Source organism: Paenibacillus sp. FSL H8-0315 (assembly GCF_038005365.1).
GTDB lineage: Bacteria > Bacillota > Bacilli > Paenibacillales > Paenibacillaceae > Paenibacillus_AQ > Paenibacillus_AQ odorifer.
In genome coordinates this window covers 2,099,095-2,115,219 of the sequence record NZ_JBBOTA010000001.1, presented here as the reverse complement: position 1 = coordinate 2,115,219, position 16,125 = coordinate 2,099,095, and the positions used below count along the sequence as shown (strand labels likewise).

Below are 16,125 nucleotides of genomic sequence, written 5' to 3'. Positions count from 1 at the left end.
GTATACAACTACAAGGCATAATAAAAGACCGCATCCACTGAAATTGCTTCCAGAACTGGCGGTCTGATGTCTTCGTTATGAATCAATCTTTATCTGAAGGGTTAGTTAATGAAATTTAACGGTCTTGATGCGAGCCTCTTCTTCATAGCTAAGTGGTTTCGGAGATTGCGGAGTGTGCAGATGGCGCTCCACGGAGTACTCCATTTTCCGGTAGTCCTCATTACCTGTATTCAATGTTGGATTCCAGTTTTCTGTCACCCAATTTTTAAGTTCCTTAAGTCCTGCTAGCATTTCCTCCAGCCTCCTTTGGCGAAGAAACAAAATAGATTTTGTTGTTCTTTGTTTACGCTTTCATTATAATCCTAAACTCCATTTTTTAAAAGGTGTGTCCGTCTGTAAAACACAGATTATTCAGTGAACATTGTGTGTTATTTAGGTTTTGTGCTTCATCTGGAGAGAAGTGTCTCCCTGTAGGAGACATTTTTAACGAAGCTGAAAGGATACTCATTAGTACCACCTTTTTAAATTATTTTACATCCGTATATCCAACAAATACTGCCCTGAAGAAATAAATTTAGGGTGGAGAATTTACAGGATTATTTTCTAATGAATATGGAAAAATAAATGATTATTAGCTGCGAGTTGCACTGAAAACCATTATTTTGCTAATCATAAATAAGATTGGTGGAAATAAATTTTATTTTTCTAAAAATAGAGAAAATAATTTACAAAAGCAAAATATAATGATATTTTGTTTATGTAGAAAAGAAACCGCTCACAACTTAAGGGGGATTAACAATGACACTCACAAAGTTCCACGGAATTATACCTGCCTTTTATGCCTGCTATGACGATCAAGGAAATATTTCGGAATCCCGGACGCATGCTTTATGTGATTATTTATTTGAAAAAGGAGTTCAAGGTGTATATGTGGGAGGCAGCTCAGGAGAATGTATTTACCAGAGTCTCGACGAACGCAAAGCGGTACTAAGCTACGTAGCTAGTAACCTGAAAGGTAAAATGACACTGATTGCCCACGTGGGTGCCCCTTCCACTAGAGATAGTATTGAGTTAGCGAAACATGCTGCAACCTTAGGATACGATGCATTATCCGCAATCCCGCCTATATATTTCAAGTTACCTGATAGTGCAGTCTATAAATATTGGAGCGAGATTATGGAGGCAACCCCTCTAAGCTTCATCATCTACAACATTCCTCAGACTACTGGATATACACTGACTCCGTCCCTATTTGAGAAGCTGCTTGCGAACAAAAAGGTGATTGGTGTGAAGAACTCCTCCATGCCGACTATGGATATTGAAAGATTCAAAAGAGTGGGTGGAAAAGATGTAGTGGTATTTAATGGACCGGATGAACAATATGTTGCGGGAAGAATCATGGGAGCGGATGCGGGAATCGGTGGAACCTATGCGGTTATGCCTGAGCTGTTCCTGCAAGCAAATGAATTTGTTAAGGCTGGTAAGTTCGAAGAAGCTGGACAAATTCAAAGCGATATCAACGATATTATCATCGCCCTTTGTTCGCTCAAAGGTGCCATGTATGCCGGAATAAAAGAGATTCTAAAATTAAGAGGCGTAAACATTGGTAGCGTAAGAGCACCGCTTGAGGCAGTAGCCGCTAAAGATGCTGGTCCGATCGCAGACATTATAAAATTGATTGATCAAGCTATTGAAAGATATTGCGGTTAAGACAATGAAGAAATCCATCGTATGCTTTGGCGATTCTAATACTTGGGGCTACGACGCAGAGACAGACCGCAGATTTAAGGATGATATTCGTTGGACGGGAATTCTTCATACAGAATTGGGTGACGCCTACCGAATGATCGAAGAAGGACTTCCCGGCAGAACAAGTGTCAGTGAGGACCCTCTATTCGAAGGACTTTCTGGAATTTCCTATATCTATCCCTGCCTGATGTCACATTCGCCATTAGACTTGGTTGTGATCATGCTTGGAACCAATGATACCAAAGAAAGGTTTGGATTAACTTCTTATAACATCGCACAAGGTATTGTTAGGCTGGCTCTTAAAGCTAAAGGTAGCAGTGCAGGACCTGAGGGGAAGGCTCCAGAGGTTCTAGTAATCGCGCCCCCTCCGATTGGAGCAGAGTATATTCATACCCCTATTGGCAAACCAATGGGTAGCGGATGTAGTGAGAAGTCTATGGAGCTCGCTGAGCATCTTGCAGCTTTGCTAACGGGAACTGGTATCCACTTTGTAGATTCCAGAGACCATGTATCGATGAATGAAATTGATTATATGCATCTTGATCCGCAAGGACATCGCAGCATGGCCGATTTAGTGCAATACCATGCCAAACGGATTTTAAATTAAAGGTTCTATGCTTTCGAGCGAGTTTTGTACGAAGAGATTCAGAGAAGATAATGCTCACAAAACTTTAAGCGTATGCTTTCGATGCGAGTTTTGTACGTAGCGATTCAGAGAAGGTAATGCTCACAAAACTTTTAGGGAGGTTTATAAATGAAGAAAAAACGTTTACTCTCGGCAATGCTTGCGCTAATGGTGATTATTTCTTTAATTTCAGGTTGCTCAGGTAACAATGCTGCGAGCTCTAATACATCCGATAATTCTTCTGCGTCTGGGAAGGAAAAAGTGGCGATCAGAGTATGGCTGACTCCACAGTGGAAGGGTGTTGTGGATGCCACGGAGGCAGGCGCGGACTATGATAGCTTCCTAAAGCACGCCGCTGAGAAATTCAAAGCACAATATGATAAATACGATGCAGATATTCAAATAGAGGTCATTGCTGGAGATCAGCGCGATCAATTGCTTAACGTTAACTTAAGCGGAGGAACACCTCCAGATGTGTTCTTTGAGAGTGTATTCCCGATGGGGGATTACGTTCACCGGGGAGCATTGGTTCCTTTGACCGACATCATTGATGAAGACGCGAAAAGCGATATTGCTCAAAACTACTGGGACGCTGTAACGTTCGGAGAAGATATTTATTTCTATCCATTCCAGCACAACCCAGGCACCTTGGTTTACAACGCGGACATGTTTAAAGCAGCAGGCTTAGAAAAGTTTGTGGGTGAAGAATCCGAAATCAAAACTTGGAACTTGGATGAATATCAACAAATTCTTGAGGGTCTGAAAAACAATCTGCCGAAGGATAAGTATTCCAATGCATATCCAATGGCATTATTCGCTGTAAATAATCAGGGCGATACATGGAACCTTGCCTATATGAGAATGTTCGGCAATAAGTTCTTTGATGATCAAGGCAACATTGTCCTGAATGATGAGAACGGAGTTAAAGCTGCAACTTGGCTGAAAAACCTATATGACGGCGGATATACAAATCCAGGCGCAGAATCTGTTTCTTCTAATGATGCCAATGCTATGTTCCAAAATCAGCAATTAGCAATCAGTTTCACTAACCCGATTCTATTTAATGGTACGAAAGCAAATATGGCGGACGGTACGGCAGCGAAATTCGATATGAGACTTGCTAATATTCCGTCGGAAAGCGGAGATCCTCTATCCTTTACTTATGTTGTAGGCGCTAGTGTATTCAAGTCCAAAGATGCTAAGAAGACTGAAGTAGCTAAGGATTTCGTGAAGTTCTTCTCAAGCGATCCTGAGTTAGTTAAATCCTCTAAGAATGGTATTCCTGTAAGAAGTTCTGTAGCCGAAGCGCTTAAAGCGGAGAATCCACTGTTTGCAGCTTACGATGCCAACTCTAAATATTTGTTCAACTTCACAGGCAACGTTCCAGGATACAGCCAATTAAGAGAGGTCTTATATCCAGAGCTACAAGCACTTTACATGGGAGCTAAGACACCGGAACAGTTTGTGCAAGATTATCAGGCAAGTGGCAACAAGGTGATTGAGACCAATAAAGCTGGCTCTGTAATTTTCCAATAATCTAAGACCAGATAAACAATACACGATTGACAGCCTTTAGGGTCTGAAGAGACTCTAGGGCTGTTAATTAGAAAGGTAAACGATATGAAACTACGTAGTAATTACCTAAAAGAGAATATTACAGGTTATCTGTTTATTTTACCTCAGATGATAGTATTCTTAGCCTTTCTTGTCTATCCGATCTTAGAAGGGATGCGGCTGAGTCTATACCAGATTAATTATGACAGCGAGAAGTTTGTGGGTTTTGCCAATTACACCACATTGTTTAATGATCCGGTATTTTTTAAGGCTACTATCAACACCGTTGTGTTCGTAATATTTATCGTTCTACTTACAGTGGGGTTTGCATTGTTCGTAGCCTCTGCGGTATTTGATAAGAATGCTAAGTACGTTTCCTTTATTAGAGGAAGTTATTATATCCCGGTAATGGTGTCCATGGTGGTTATGAGTATGGTCTGGAGCTTTTTGCTGAATCCGGCTAACGGACTTATCTCTTATCTATATAAAGACATGGGACTAGGGACGATTAATCTGCTGGGAAATCCAAAGACGGTTCTGCCAGTCGTGATATTTGTAACCTTCGCAACTAACGTGGGCCAGGCAATTATTCTGTATATAGCTGCGATGATTGGTGTCTCGAAAGAGCTTTTTGAAGCAGCAGAAATCGATGGTGCTAGCAGATGGCAAGTGATTACAAAGATCCTGATTCCTTCGGTAGGACCTACAACAACTTATATTACGATTATCAATATTATTGCCGTATTAAAAATCTTTGTAGTTATTCAGTTATTGACCGGTGGCGGACCGAACAATTCCTCCGTAACGCTGATGTACTACCTTTATAATAATGCCTTTAAATATAACCAACTCGGTGTAGCTTCTGCGGTAGGGGTTATCATGTTCGTGATTACATTGATATTGTCTGTGCCACAGCTACGAAGCATGATTAAGGTGAAGTGAGGGGGAATACAACATGTCGAAGATTAAAAACAAGAAAAAGAGAGAGAAGTTTGATGTGATATCGAATGTGATCATTATCCTCTTCGCACTCCTTAATCTTTTTCCACTATATTGGTTATTCACAAGTTCACTCAAGAACAGCTCGGATGTTGTGAAGATGCCTCCAGACTGGTGGCCCAAATCGATTACATTCTCCAACTATGTGGATGTATTTCAGAACCAGCCGGCTTTAAGATGGACGTTTAATAGTATTTATGTATCTGGTATTTCTACTATTTTGGTTATTGTTGTAGGCTCTATGGCCGCTTATGCGTTCTCAAAGATTAATTTTAAAGGTAAAAATATAATCTTCATTATCTTTATATCAAGTTTGATGATTCCTAAAGAAATTATGATAGTACCCTTATTCCGGATCACCCAACAATTTGGAATGGTAAATAGTTATAACGGTATGATTTGGCCGAACGTGGCGGGTGCATTTGGAGTGTTCCTATTAAAGGGATTCTTCGATTTAACCCCTAATGCCTTAAGAGAAGCCGGGAGAATAGATGGTGCAAATGAATGGAGAATCTTCACGCGCATCATGTTGCCTATTGTCAAACCTGGTATTGGAGCCTTATTTATTCTGAATTTCGTGCAAGTCTGGAATGATTATTTGTGGCAGCTGGTTATAGGCCAAGAGAACAAAATGAAAACATTAATGGTTGGTACTGCGACCTTAATGCAGGATTTGAATCCTAATTTCGCTTATAAAATGGCCGGAGCTACCATCGCTGCAATTCCGATGTTGCTAGTGTTCATGTTATTCCAACGGTTCTTCACCAATGGGATTACGGCAGGAGCAGTTAAAGAATAAATAAAAATGTGGAGTGGGTTACTGATGAATACTGAAAATAATGTACTTAAAAAAATAAAACATAAACTAGTCGTCTCCAGTCAAGCCTTACCAGAAGAACCGCTGCATAGCCCGTTTATTATGGGGAGAATGGCTTATGCTGCTTACTTAGGCGGGGCTTCTGGAATTCGGGCAAACAGCGTAGCGGATATTCAAGAAATCAAAAAGCAAGTGAATCTGCCGATCATTGGGATAATCAAAAAGGTGTATGAAGGCTCTGAAGTCTTTATTACACCCACTCAAAAGGAAGTCGATGAGCTGTACCGCGAAGGGGTAGATATCATTGCTATGGATGCTACAGACCGGATTCGCCCGGACGGATCTACTATTTCTGAACTTTTTCCACTTTTAAAAGAGACCTATAAAGATCAACTGTTTATGGCGGATTGTTCTACATTTGCGGAAGCTGCGAAGGCTGTTGAGCTGGGATTTGATCTGATAGGAACTACCTTGAGCGGTTATACAGAGGCTACTAAAGGCCGCAACTTGCCAGATTTTGAATTGGTTCAGCAAATCGTCAACAACTTCTCTGTTCCCGTTATAGCTGAAGGTGGGGTTTCCACTCCTGAAGAATTAAAGACCATGTTTGATTTAGGTGTGTATTCAGCAGTGGTTGGCTCTGCGATCACGAGACCGATGGAGATTACGAAACGGTTTGTGAACGCTATTCAGTAGAACGCCAGAGAGGGTAGATGGGAATGAGAATTGTAGCCGTAGATATTGGCGGTACCAATACCAAGATGTGTATATGCGATAAACAGGGGAATGTACATGACTTCAAGGAGTATGCAACAGAAAGCTACTTGGGGGGACCCCATGTAATCTCAAGAATGCTGGAAAAGATTGCAGAATACGATCATTTTGATGCCATTGCCATAAGCACCGCGGGCCAAGTTAATGCAGAAGAAGGATTTATTGTCTATGCTAACGAAAATATACCTAGATATACTGGAATGAAAATTAAGGATATTGTCACCCATCATTTTCATAAACCTGTTATGGTAGAGAACGATGTGAATTCAGCAGCATTAGGCGAAGCTTATTATGGAGCTGCTCAGAGCTTTAACAATTTCTTATGTCTAACCTTTGGCACAGGCATTGGCGGTGCGATCGTCATTAATCGCCAAATCTATAAAGGGGCTAATGGGGTAGCGGCTGAATTTGGCCATATCTTTACTCACCCATTGTCGGCCCCATCCGGAGTAGAAGGACTGCCGTATTATGAGAAATACGCTTCAACTACAGCTTTAGTGAAGATGGCTCAGCTGGCAGATCCCGAATGCACGGACGGAAAAGCTTTATTTGATAAAATACAGAGCGGAAATGAGCAGCTTGATCGTATTCTAGATCTATGGATTACTGAGGTGGCTGTGGGTTTAGCTTCTATCACACATATCTTCAATCCATCCGCGATTATTATTGGTGGCGGCGTAATGGAACAAGAAGATTTGGTTCGAAGGGTAGAAGAACGCACGAAGTCTTTGATTATGGAAAGCTTTGCGGGAGTGAGAATTGTTAAAGCCTCATTAGGGAATAAGGCAGGTCTGCTGGGAGCTTCCTCCTTATTCGTACATTAATTTATTGAAAAGGAGGGGCTTTTTTGCGGACAATCAGTATTTTTTCTTCAATTCATTCTAAATACAATAATTTGACAAATACGGAGAAGAAGGTAGCGGACTACGTACTGGAGAATACGAGAAGTGTAGTCTACATGTCGATTACTGATCTTGCAGATGCATGTGATGTTGGGGAATCAAGTATATTTCGATTTTGCAAATCTTTAAGTTATAAAGGGTATCAAGAGTTCAAGATCGCATTGGCACATAGCATCACTGTGGAGAATGAGATCCCGCAGCTTACCGATCAAATTCTGATGGATGATACAATTGAAGCTGTTGCTTCTAAAGTGCTGACCACGAATGTAAGTGCACTCAACGAGACCTATAATTTAATTGATATACAGAAGATCAGTGAGGCCATTGAGTATTTGATTAATGCAGAACGTGTATTGTTTTTCGGTGTGGGCTCTTCTCTAGTCACAGCTATGGAAGCCAAGATTAAATTTATGCGTATTACGAACAAAACGGAATGTTTAATGGATTCACATCTGCAGATGATGTCGGCAGCGTTGATGTCTAACCGGGATGTCGCTGTTGTGATTTCTTATTCCGGCTCGACCAAGGATAGCATTGAGGTTGCGAGAAAAGCAAAGGAACGAGGAGCCAAAGTAATATCCATTACCAGGTTTGAAAAGTCACCGTTAACCTCGTACTCCGATCTGACCCTGCTATGTGGTGCTAATGAAGGACCGCTGCAAGGGGGTTCATTATCTGCAAAGATATCGCAGCTCTATCTGCTTGATATTTTATATGTAGAATATTTCAAGAAGACTAGTGAGCAATCCATAATCAATAAAGAAACTACAGCTTCAGCAGTCAGTGAGAAACTGGTTTAGCACATTAAGATGTGAGGGGAATGGGAAGTTATGATCTTAGGTTCTTTGTCATCTTGGGAAGAGCATATCAAGTATGAGAATCCTGTCATTGTTGAGGCTATTGAGGAATTGAAAGTAATCTTACAACATGATCCTGATCTTGGGCGAATCGAAATCCGCGGGAACGAAATGTATGCTTCGATTATGGCTCTGGAGGCAAAATCGCTGGAGGAACAAGTCGCAGAGAAGCATGAGACTTATATTGATGTGCATTATCTGATCGAAGGTGAAGAAACGATTGGCTGGGCACCCCTGCAAGAAGGGATCGAGCCCATTAAGCCTTACGATGCCGAAGGAGAATATGCGCTTTATCCCCCATCAGCAGATGAAATATTGTTATCTTTGAAGCCTGGAATGTTCGCGGTCTTTTTCCCTCATGATGTTCACAGACCGGGTATGGGTCAACCGGGGCAGCAGATTAAAAAAGCTGTCATTAAAATCCATACAAATCTACTAACTCCATAACATAGAGATTGAGGCTGGTAGCGGAACCATTCCGCTGTCAGCTTTTTTTGCATCGCTTCTATTTACTTATATCTAAATTTATAAATATACAAAATATAAAGATTGGTGGTAAACTTAACATGCCTAAAGCTTTTTTTGTAGAGCTTAAGGATTTTTTTGCATGCACATTTATGAGTGAGCAAAGAATATTACAGAGAATTACACTATAGAAAGAATAATGGAGGCAGGAGAGTTAAATGAAGAATAAAGGTCTAAAGAGAATGTTGTTGTTATCTATGATGGTTGTTGTCATCGCTGCACTTGCAGTCGGTTGTGGTTCGAAAAATAATACAAATACAGAATCGTCAGAGGGAGCTGCTCCAGAGGCTGCAAAAGAAGTTACCTCCTTGTCGCTCGGTTTATTACCCTCGATTGATGCTATTCCTTTTATCATCGCACATGAACAAGGTTTCGATAAAAACCACGGTGTGGATCTGGACATCCAGACGTTTAAAAGCGCCAAAGATCGGGATGTAGCTTTTCAAGCAGGCAAGCTGGATGGTCTAAGTGCTGACCTGGTTGCGATCTCCATTTACAATGAGGCTGGACTGGATGTGAAGATCACCAGTACAACTTTTGGGGAATTTGATTTACTGACTGGAAATGAATCGATCCAGGATGTGAAGGATTTGAAGGGGAAAACCGTGATTTTGTCCAAAAATACCTCCACACAATATACAGTGGCCATGATGCTGAAACAAGCAGGTCTGACCGAAGCTGATATTACAGTGACAGAGGTTCCACAGATTCCGACCCGTTTAGAATTGCTTAAGAATAATAAGGCGGATGCGGCAATTTTGCCAGAACCTTTTGTAACGATGGGCAAAACCTCAGGCCTGCGTGTACTGAGCTCAACGCTAACTGCGGGAGTAAATCCGTTCGTATTAGCTTTCCCGCAAACTGCAATTGATGCCAAAGCAGAAGCTATCCGCAGTATGTATGCTGCATATGATGAAGCAGTAGCTTATATGAAATCCCATGAGCAATCTGAATATATCGATCTTGTAATCAAAGAAGTAGGATATCCAGAGACATTAAAAGATGAGATCAAAGTACCGGATTATGTACCAGCTTATCAAGTGGATGTGAAGGAAGTAGAGGCTGCATTTGCTTGGGCACGGGAAAAAGGTTTGCTCAGCAAAAATATCTCGGCTGAAGATGTGATTTCTGATGTCCAATTCAAGAAATAAAGGACTCGCCATAAAGGATCTGAAAGTAGAATATAAGAGCGGACAATTAGCCTTAGGTCAGGTGGATTTATCTTTGCCGGATCATGGGATCTACACCATTATCGGACCCTCCGGCAGCGGGAAATCTACTTTATTACGGGCGATTGCGGGCTTGCTGCCTAGTTATCAGGGACAAATTCTTTTTAATGAGAAATCTGTGCACGAAAAAGAAACGTTAATTGGACTGGTGCCGCAGAACTATGGGCTTCTTCCTTGGAAGACTGTACATGATAATATTCAAATCGCAATGAAGATTACGCATACGGCAAGTTCATCCAAGCAAGAACGGGAGACGCAGATTAAGCAGTGGCTTTCGTCGATGGGGATCTCTGATTTAGCAGAACGTTATCCCTTATCCCTCAGTGGAGGCCAGCAGCAAAGAGTAGCGATTGCCAGAGCTTTTGCCATTTTGCCTACTATTCTGTTGCTGGACGAGCCATTCTCTGCACTCGATGCGATAACAAGGGAAACGCTGCAGGTCCTCTTTTTAGAGAACTGGATGGCTAACCCGACGACTACATTATTTGTCACTCATGATGTGGAAGAAGCGATTCTGCTGGGGCAAAAGATTATCGTCATGCCGTCCAACAAAGAAACTACACCTGAAATTATTGATAATCATTTGGTGTTTCATATGAAGCATGAGGATAAGCGGGACAGTGTGGATTTCTTTGAGCAGACTAAGCGGATTAGAAAGGTAATGCAGGAGATATGGTAAACAAACGTCGACTTCATCATCTAGTAAGGCTGCTATTTGTATTTGTCTGTATGAATGTAGTCTGGTATATCGCATTTTTACTTATGAACCATTCGATTCTGCCAAGTCCCTTTGCTGTATATAAGGCGATGTTTCAGTTAGGGGCGCAGGATATTGCTATAAATGTAGGGTATAGCTTGTTCAGAATTTTTGCAGGTGTGGTACTGGCGTTAATTATTGGACTGCTTATAGGTCTTCTAATGGGACGTTCATTGACCTGGAACAAACTGCTGGACCCTGTGGTTTACTTGACGTATCCTGTTCCCAAAATTGCCCTGCTTCCAGTAGTGATGCTGTTCTTCGGGCTTGGGGAGACGTCCAAAATCCTAATGATCATGCTGATTTTATTGTTTCAGATCATCATTTCGGTAAGGGATGGGGTTAAGGCTATTCCGGACAATACCTATGATGTCTTAACTAGTATAGGTGCCAGCGCTGTGCAGAAGTTCTGGCATGTGACACTGCCGGGTGCATTGTCAGTAATTCTGAGTACGATTCGTATTTCGCTTGGAACGGCGATATCTGTACTGTTTTTTACGGAGATCTATGGAACAGAGCACGGTATGGGCTTTTTCATCATGGATGCGTGGTTAAGATTAGATTATCCGGAGATGTATGCGGGAATTATGTTGTTCAGCTTGGTCGGTTTTATTCTCTTCTTGCTTGTTGATTTTCTTGATTACAAGTTTATGAAGTGGCGGAACTAAATTTAGTTGGAGATTGAACTATAGCTTTCCTTTGCCTGAGTTTAGGCAAGGGGGAGCTTTTTTTATATGATTTTTTGGGGGCAATACAATTAATTTTAGTTTCATTATTATTTGAATGGAAAAATAAAACAGTAAAATAAATGAAGAAAAAAATGAAAATTAAACTTACTTAGGGCTGTAAACCCCCGTTTATTTTAGAAAAATATAAAGATGGTGAGATGAAAAGAGGGAATTTGTTTTAAAAAAACTAATAAATCTCTTGATTTCTTGCAAAACTATTGGAAATTATATTCATAAAAGTATAAAAAGGTTTAGTTTAATTTATTTACAACCAGATTTTAGTATGGTATTTTATCAATGGAAACGGATTCATTTAGGTTTTGTGAAATGATTTTAAGTTATTACGAATGGAAGGATCTGTTCACTTCATAAAAATGAAAACGCTAATAAAAAGTTGGAGGGAATTATCTTTGAATAAATATGGACGGAAGCTATGGCTTACGGTGCTGATTTTCGTGATTGTGATTGGCGGGCTGACGTATTATTGGGCTTCTAAGGACGAAAACCCAGCAACACTGTCTCAGGAGTCTGCCAAAGAAGCAACGGGTGAAGCGGGAAAGGAAACTCTTCCAACGGCGACAGCAGCTAACACAAGTAGTGGAACCGCATATACGTTGACTGTGGATACGGGGAATCCGGGAGCTAAGATCAGCCCGATGTTGTACGGAGCCTTTTTCGAAGAGATTAATCATGCGGGAGATGGAGGGCTATATGCAGAGCTGATTTCCAATCGTTCCTTTGAGGATAGTTCGGTCACACTGTTCAATTGGTGGATTGATGAAAAAGGAGGGAGTAAAGGGAAGCTTGCTCTGACCAGCAGTAAGCTTTTGAACGATGCTCAGACCCAGGCAATGGCTTTAACAGTATCATCAGCTGCCGAGGGTGGTTCGGTATCTGCTGTGAATAATGGTTACTGGGGGATTGCTTTGATGAAGGATGCCAGTTACAAGTTGTCTTTCTATGCGCGGCCAGAGCCAGGGGACAATATGCCACTGCGTATAACGTTAGAGAGCCCAGATGGCAAAGAGCTATATGCAGAACAGACCGTTGATAAGTTAAAAGAAGGATGGCATCCATATACATACACACTGACTTCTACAGGTACTGTAGCAAACGCACGAATTGTAATCTCTGCTGCCAATGTAGGGACTGTTTATCTCGATATGGTGTCTTTGTTTCCTGAGACTTGGAACAACAGGGAGAATGGGCTTCGCATCGATTTGGCTGAAAAGATAGCTGCGATGAAACCCGCATTCGTTCGTTTTCCGGGGGGATGTTTTGTGGAAGGGAAAACGCCAACTGATGCTTATCAATGGAAGAACACCATTGGTCCGATTGAAACGCGTCCCGGTCATAAGGGATATTGGGATTACCGCTCCTCAGATGGGCTGGGCTTCCACGAATATCTGCAATGGGCCGAAGATCTGAAAGCGGAACCATTATATGTAGCTTATATCGGGATTTCACATAACGGAGATCCTATAGCCAAGCAGAATACCGTTCCAGTCAGTGAAATTCAGCCATGGATACAAGATGCGCTGGACGCCATTGAATATGCAAACGGACCGGTTACTAGCAAATGGGGGGCACAAAGAGCCGCTAATGGTCATCCGGAGCCTTTTAATATGAAATATGTAGAGATTGGTAACGAAAACAATTTCCAGATGAGTGAATATATTAAGCGTTATGGCTTGTTTTATAAAGCAATTAAAGAGAAGTATCCAGAGATTCATCTCATTGCCAATGCGGCAGTTGAAGGTGAGCCTATCGAGATGGTTGATGAGCATTACTATGAAACCACTGAATGGTTCCTCAGCAACTCGAACAGATACGATACTTATGACCGGAGTGGTCCTGAGATTTATGTTGGTGAGTATGCGGTAACCAAGGGTGCCGGAGAAGGCAATCTGAACGCTGCAATCGGCGAGGCCGCTTTTATGATGGGCATGGAACGGAATTCTGATATCGTAAAAATGTCCTCTTATGCCCCGTTGTTTGTGAATACGAAGGATCGTACTTGGAACCCGGACGCTATTGTGTTTGATTCATCGACTAGCTACGGAACACCTTCTTATCATGTGCAGCAGATGTTCGGAAGCAATAAGGGGGATGTAGTTCTTCCAACCTCACTTGTGGCTCTAGGTCAAGAAGAAACCTCCGGTAAGCAATCCATTCAAGGTGGAATTGGTTTGGGGACTTGGGCCACCCAGGTAGAGTACAGCGATGTACGAGTAGCGAAAGGTGATGACGTTCTTTTTGAAGATCATTTCAAGAAGGATTCCGGAGCCTGGACTCTAAACAATGGGGACTGGGAACAATCCAAGGGTACTTTTAAGCAGACTTCTAATGATATTGATATTCGTGCAGTTGCCGGTGAGACTTCATGGAGTGATTATACACTTTCTCTTAAGGCGAAAAAGACTGGCGGAGCAGAAGGCATGCTCGTTATGTTCGGCTCTAAAGATGAAGGTAACTTCTATTGGTGGAATCTTGGCGGCTGGGGAAATACGCAGAGCGCGATTGAAAAATCAGTAGGTGGAACAAGAGCAGTCATCGGAAGAACGGTTCCTGTAAGGATTGAGACTGGGAAATTGTACGATATTCGCATTGAATTATCAGGTGCTAATATCCGGCTCTATCTCGACGATGAGCTTATACAAGAGGTGAACGATGAAAGTCCAGCAGGGCCGCTGTTCCAAACTGCGAGCCGTGATCTTGCCACAGGTGAGCTGATCGTTAAAGTCGTTAATGCGGATGACACTGCTCAGCGCACGGATGTTTCTTTTGCCGGACTTGCCACATCAAGTCTGGAAGGAACAGCTACCGTACTTCAGTCGGACGATTTAAATGCTGAGAATAGCTTCGCTGAACCTGACAAGGTGGTACCTGTAACTCAAAAGGTAAGTGTAGACAAAGGTAGTCTGGAGTTTGAATTCCCGAAATATTCCGTGACCGTGTTAAGACTAAAGGAAGGGGGGAAATAGCCGGTCACGGAGGGAGGTTCACTCCTTCACTATAAACAAGCATTTATTTGTTCAATTTAAGAGGGAGGTTAGGTTATGATTTCGCAAAGAAAAACGAGCAGTTTAGTCGTATGTATGGTAATGGTTTTTGTGCTTATTCTGTCAGCCTGTAGCAGCGCTGGAAGCTCAACGACGAATCAAAATGCAGCTAACAACGGTAAAACGAACACTGAAAAAACTAATAATGCTAGTGAGCCAACCAATGCAACAGCTACTGAGGGCACGGAAGCAGCAGATCCTGCCAACGACCTGCCAAGCAAAGATATTCAAGGTGAGGTTACCGTTTGGGCCTTTAATGAAAAAGTGTTCGAGGAAGTCGGCGCTGCATTTATGGCTGAATATCCTGGAATCAAGCTGAAGACGGTAGTTATGCCCTTTGGCGACCTGCATGACAAGCTGCAAACGACAATCGCCGCAGGTAGTGGAGCGCCGGATGTAGCTGAAGTAGAAATGTACCAGTTGAACCGTTATATGGCGGGCAATGTGCTGGAGAATCTTTTGGAAGAGCCTTATAACGCTGGAAAATATAAAGATCTGGTTGCTCCATATAACTGGGAACGTTGGATGACACCAGACAGCTCACAGCTGCTTGGTATGCCTTGGGATATGACACCGGGGGTTTATTACTACCGTGCAGACATTTTTGAAGAGCTTGGATTGCCAAGTGATCCTGCTGAGCTTGGTGAATACATGCAAGATGAAGAGAATCTCTTGAACCTGGCTCAAATTTTGAAAGCTAACGGTAAATATTTCATGGAGTGGAGCGATGGCCCGATCGTATGGGCAGGAGATGAAGTCGGCTACTTTGATAAGGATATGAACTGGACACGTAATACGGACAAAATGGTGAAAGTTCTTGATATTACAAAACGTGGACAACAGCTGGGCTGGGCACCTCATATCGGTTATGGCTCAGACGAAGGTAAACAGCTAGTTCTGAAAGGTGATTTAGTTGGTGTCGTATCGGGTTCATTTGGAGCGCGCGGACTTCAGGAAACATTCCCTGAGCTTGCCGGAAAATGGAAGGTAACCCGTTTGCCAATAGGAATTAACGTGGGAATGGGCGGCTCAAGCTTTGTTATCCCTTCGCAAAGCAAAAATAAAGAAGCGGCATGGGCTTACATTCAGTGGAGCATGAGAAGTGAAAATGCTTGGAAAATTTGGACAAAACATTCCATTCAGCCGGGTTACAAGGATATTTCCAGTCTTGATTGGTACGCAAACACTAAAAATGAATATCTGGGTGGGCAAGAGGAATTTAAACTATATGAGCAATTAAGCAACGATATTCCAGTCAAACACCTTACACCAGTAGATAACAAGGGCTGGGAAATCTTTATAGCGGCGATCGGTGATGCACTGGCTAAGAACACAGATTCCAAGACGGCTATTCAAAAAATTGGTGATGATGTCTTGAAGCAAGCTTCCAAAGAAATTGCTGCCTTTAAAAAGGCAATGGGAATGCAGCCGTAAGGAAATCTAATAACAGGAGGGGCAGCCTGCAATTGCCAGAGCTGCCCTGCTTGTATTCACTTAAGTCCGAGAGGCCCGTAAAGATGGGAGGAGACCGATGCGTGTTACGCATA

15 protein-coding genes are annotated in these 16,125 nt (G+C 42.2%); 14 read left to right on the top strand and 1 reads right to left on the bottom strand.

The features are described from left to right. Positions 1–105: 105 nt before the first annotated feature. Positions 106–291, bottom strand: a complete 186-nt coding sequence (locus MHB56_RS09120; RefSeq protein WP_036679656.1) for a hypothetical protein — start codon at positions 289–291, stop codon at positions 106–108. Positions 292–798: 507 nt separating this feature from the next. On the opposite strand from MHB56_RS09120, the gene MHB56_RS09115 reads away from it, so the two are divergent. The 14 genes from MHB56_RS09115 to MHB56_RS09050 all read left to right on the top strand — a co-directional run bounded on the left by MHB56_RS09115 (position 799) and on the right by MHB56_RS09050 (position 16,012). Next, the gene (locus MHB56_RS09115) at positions 799–1,710 is read left to right on the top strand and encodes a dihydrodipicolinate synthase family protein (protein ID WP_341143503.1); all 912 of its coding nucleotides are present in this window, start codon (positions 799–801) and stop codon (positions 1,708–1,710) included. 4 nt (positions 1,711–1,714) lie between these two features. Next, complete coding sequence (locus tag MHB56_RS09110; protein WP_341143502.1) at positions 1,715–2,356, top strand: SGNH/GDSL hydrolase family protein; 642 nt, start codon at positions 1,715–1,717, stop codon at positions 2,354–2,356. 147 nt (positions 2,357–2,503) lie between these two features. Further along, entirely contained in the window at positions 2,504–3,910 is a 1,407-nt protein-coding gene (locus MHB56_RS09105; protein ID WP_076129167.1) for an ABC transporter substrate-binding protein, read from the top strand. Positions 3,911–3,994: 84 nt separating this feature from the next. Further along, on the top strand, positions 3,995–4,870 hold the full coding sequence (locus MHB56_RS09100; protein WP_076129168.1) for a carbohydrate ABC transporter permease: 876 nt from the start codon (positions 3,995–3,997) through the stop codon (positions 4,868–4,870). 13 nt (positions 4,871–4,883) lie between these two features. Further along, a complete protein-coding gene (locus MHB56_RS09095; RefSeq protein WP_081382492.1) occupies positions 4,884–5,726 on the top strand; it encodes a carbohydrate ABC transporter permease in 843 nt (280 codons plus the stop codon). Positions 5,727–5,750: 24 nt separating this feature from the next. Next, on the top strand, positions 5,751–6,440 hold the full coding sequence (locus MHB56_RS09090; protein WP_036679646.1) for an N-acetylmannosamine-6-phosphate 2-epimerase: 690 nt from the start codon (positions 5,751–5,753) through the stop codon (positions 6,438–6,440). Between the two features lie 23 nt (positions 6,441–6,463). Beyond that, positions 6,464–7,342 (top strand): ROK family protein, encoded by an 879-nt coding sequence (locus MHB56_RS09085; protein WP_341143501.1) that lies wholly within the window; start codon positions 6,464–6,466, stop codon positions 7,340–7,342. A gap of 23 nt (positions 7,343–7,365) precedes the next feature. Then, positions 7,366–8,220, top strand: a complete 855-nt coding sequence (locus MHB56_RS09080) for a MurR/RpiR family transcriptional regulator (protein ID WP_051491079.1) — start codon at positions 7,366–7,368, stop codon at positions 8,218–8,220. Between the two features lie 30 nt (positions 8,221–8,250). Continuing rightward, entirely contained in the window at positions 8,251–8,724 is a 474-nt protein-coding gene (locus MHB56_RS09075; RefSeq protein WP_076186392.1) for a YhcH/YjgK/YiaL family protein, read from the top strand. A gap of 236 nt (positions 8,725–8,960) precedes the next feature. Beyond that, on the top strand, positions 8,961–9,953 hold the full coding sequence (locus MHB56_RS09070; protein ID WP_139330176.1) for an ABC transporter substrate-binding protein: 993 nt from the start codon (positions 8,961–8,963) through the stop codon (positions 9,951–9,953). Further along, the gene (locus MHB56_RS09065) at positions 9,934–10,710 is read left to right on the top strand and encodes an ABC transporter ATP-binding protein (RefSeq protein WP_341143500.1); all 777 of its coding nucleotides are present in this window, start codon (positions 9,934–9,936) and stop codon (positions 10,708–10,710) included. Before MHB56_RS09070 ends, MHB56_RS09065 begins: the two co-directional genes overlap by 20 nt. Then, a complete protein-coding gene (locus tag MHB56_RS09060) occupies positions 10,704–11,456 on the top strand; it encodes an ABC transporter permease (RefSeq protein ID WP_081383954.1) in 753 nt (250 codons plus the stop codon). The genes MHB56_RS09065 and MHB56_RS09060 overlap by 7 nt, the downstream gene beginning before the upstream one ends. Before the next feature lie 470 nt (positions 11,457–11,926). After that, on the top strand, positions 11,927–14,500 hold the full coding sequence (locus tag MHB56_RS09055) for an alpha-L-arabinofuranosidase C-terminal domain-containing protein (RefSeq protein WP_341143499.1): 2,574 nt from the start codon (positions 11,927–11,929) through the stop codon (positions 14,498–14,500). Positions 14,501–14,575: 75 nt separating this feature from the next. Next, a complete protein-coding gene (locus tag MHB56_RS09050) occupies positions 14,576–16,012 on the top strand; it encodes an ABC transporter substrate-binding protein (RefSeq protein ID WP_076129173.1) in 1,437 nt (478 codons plus the stop codon). Positions 16,013–16,125 lie beyond the last annotated feature (113 nt).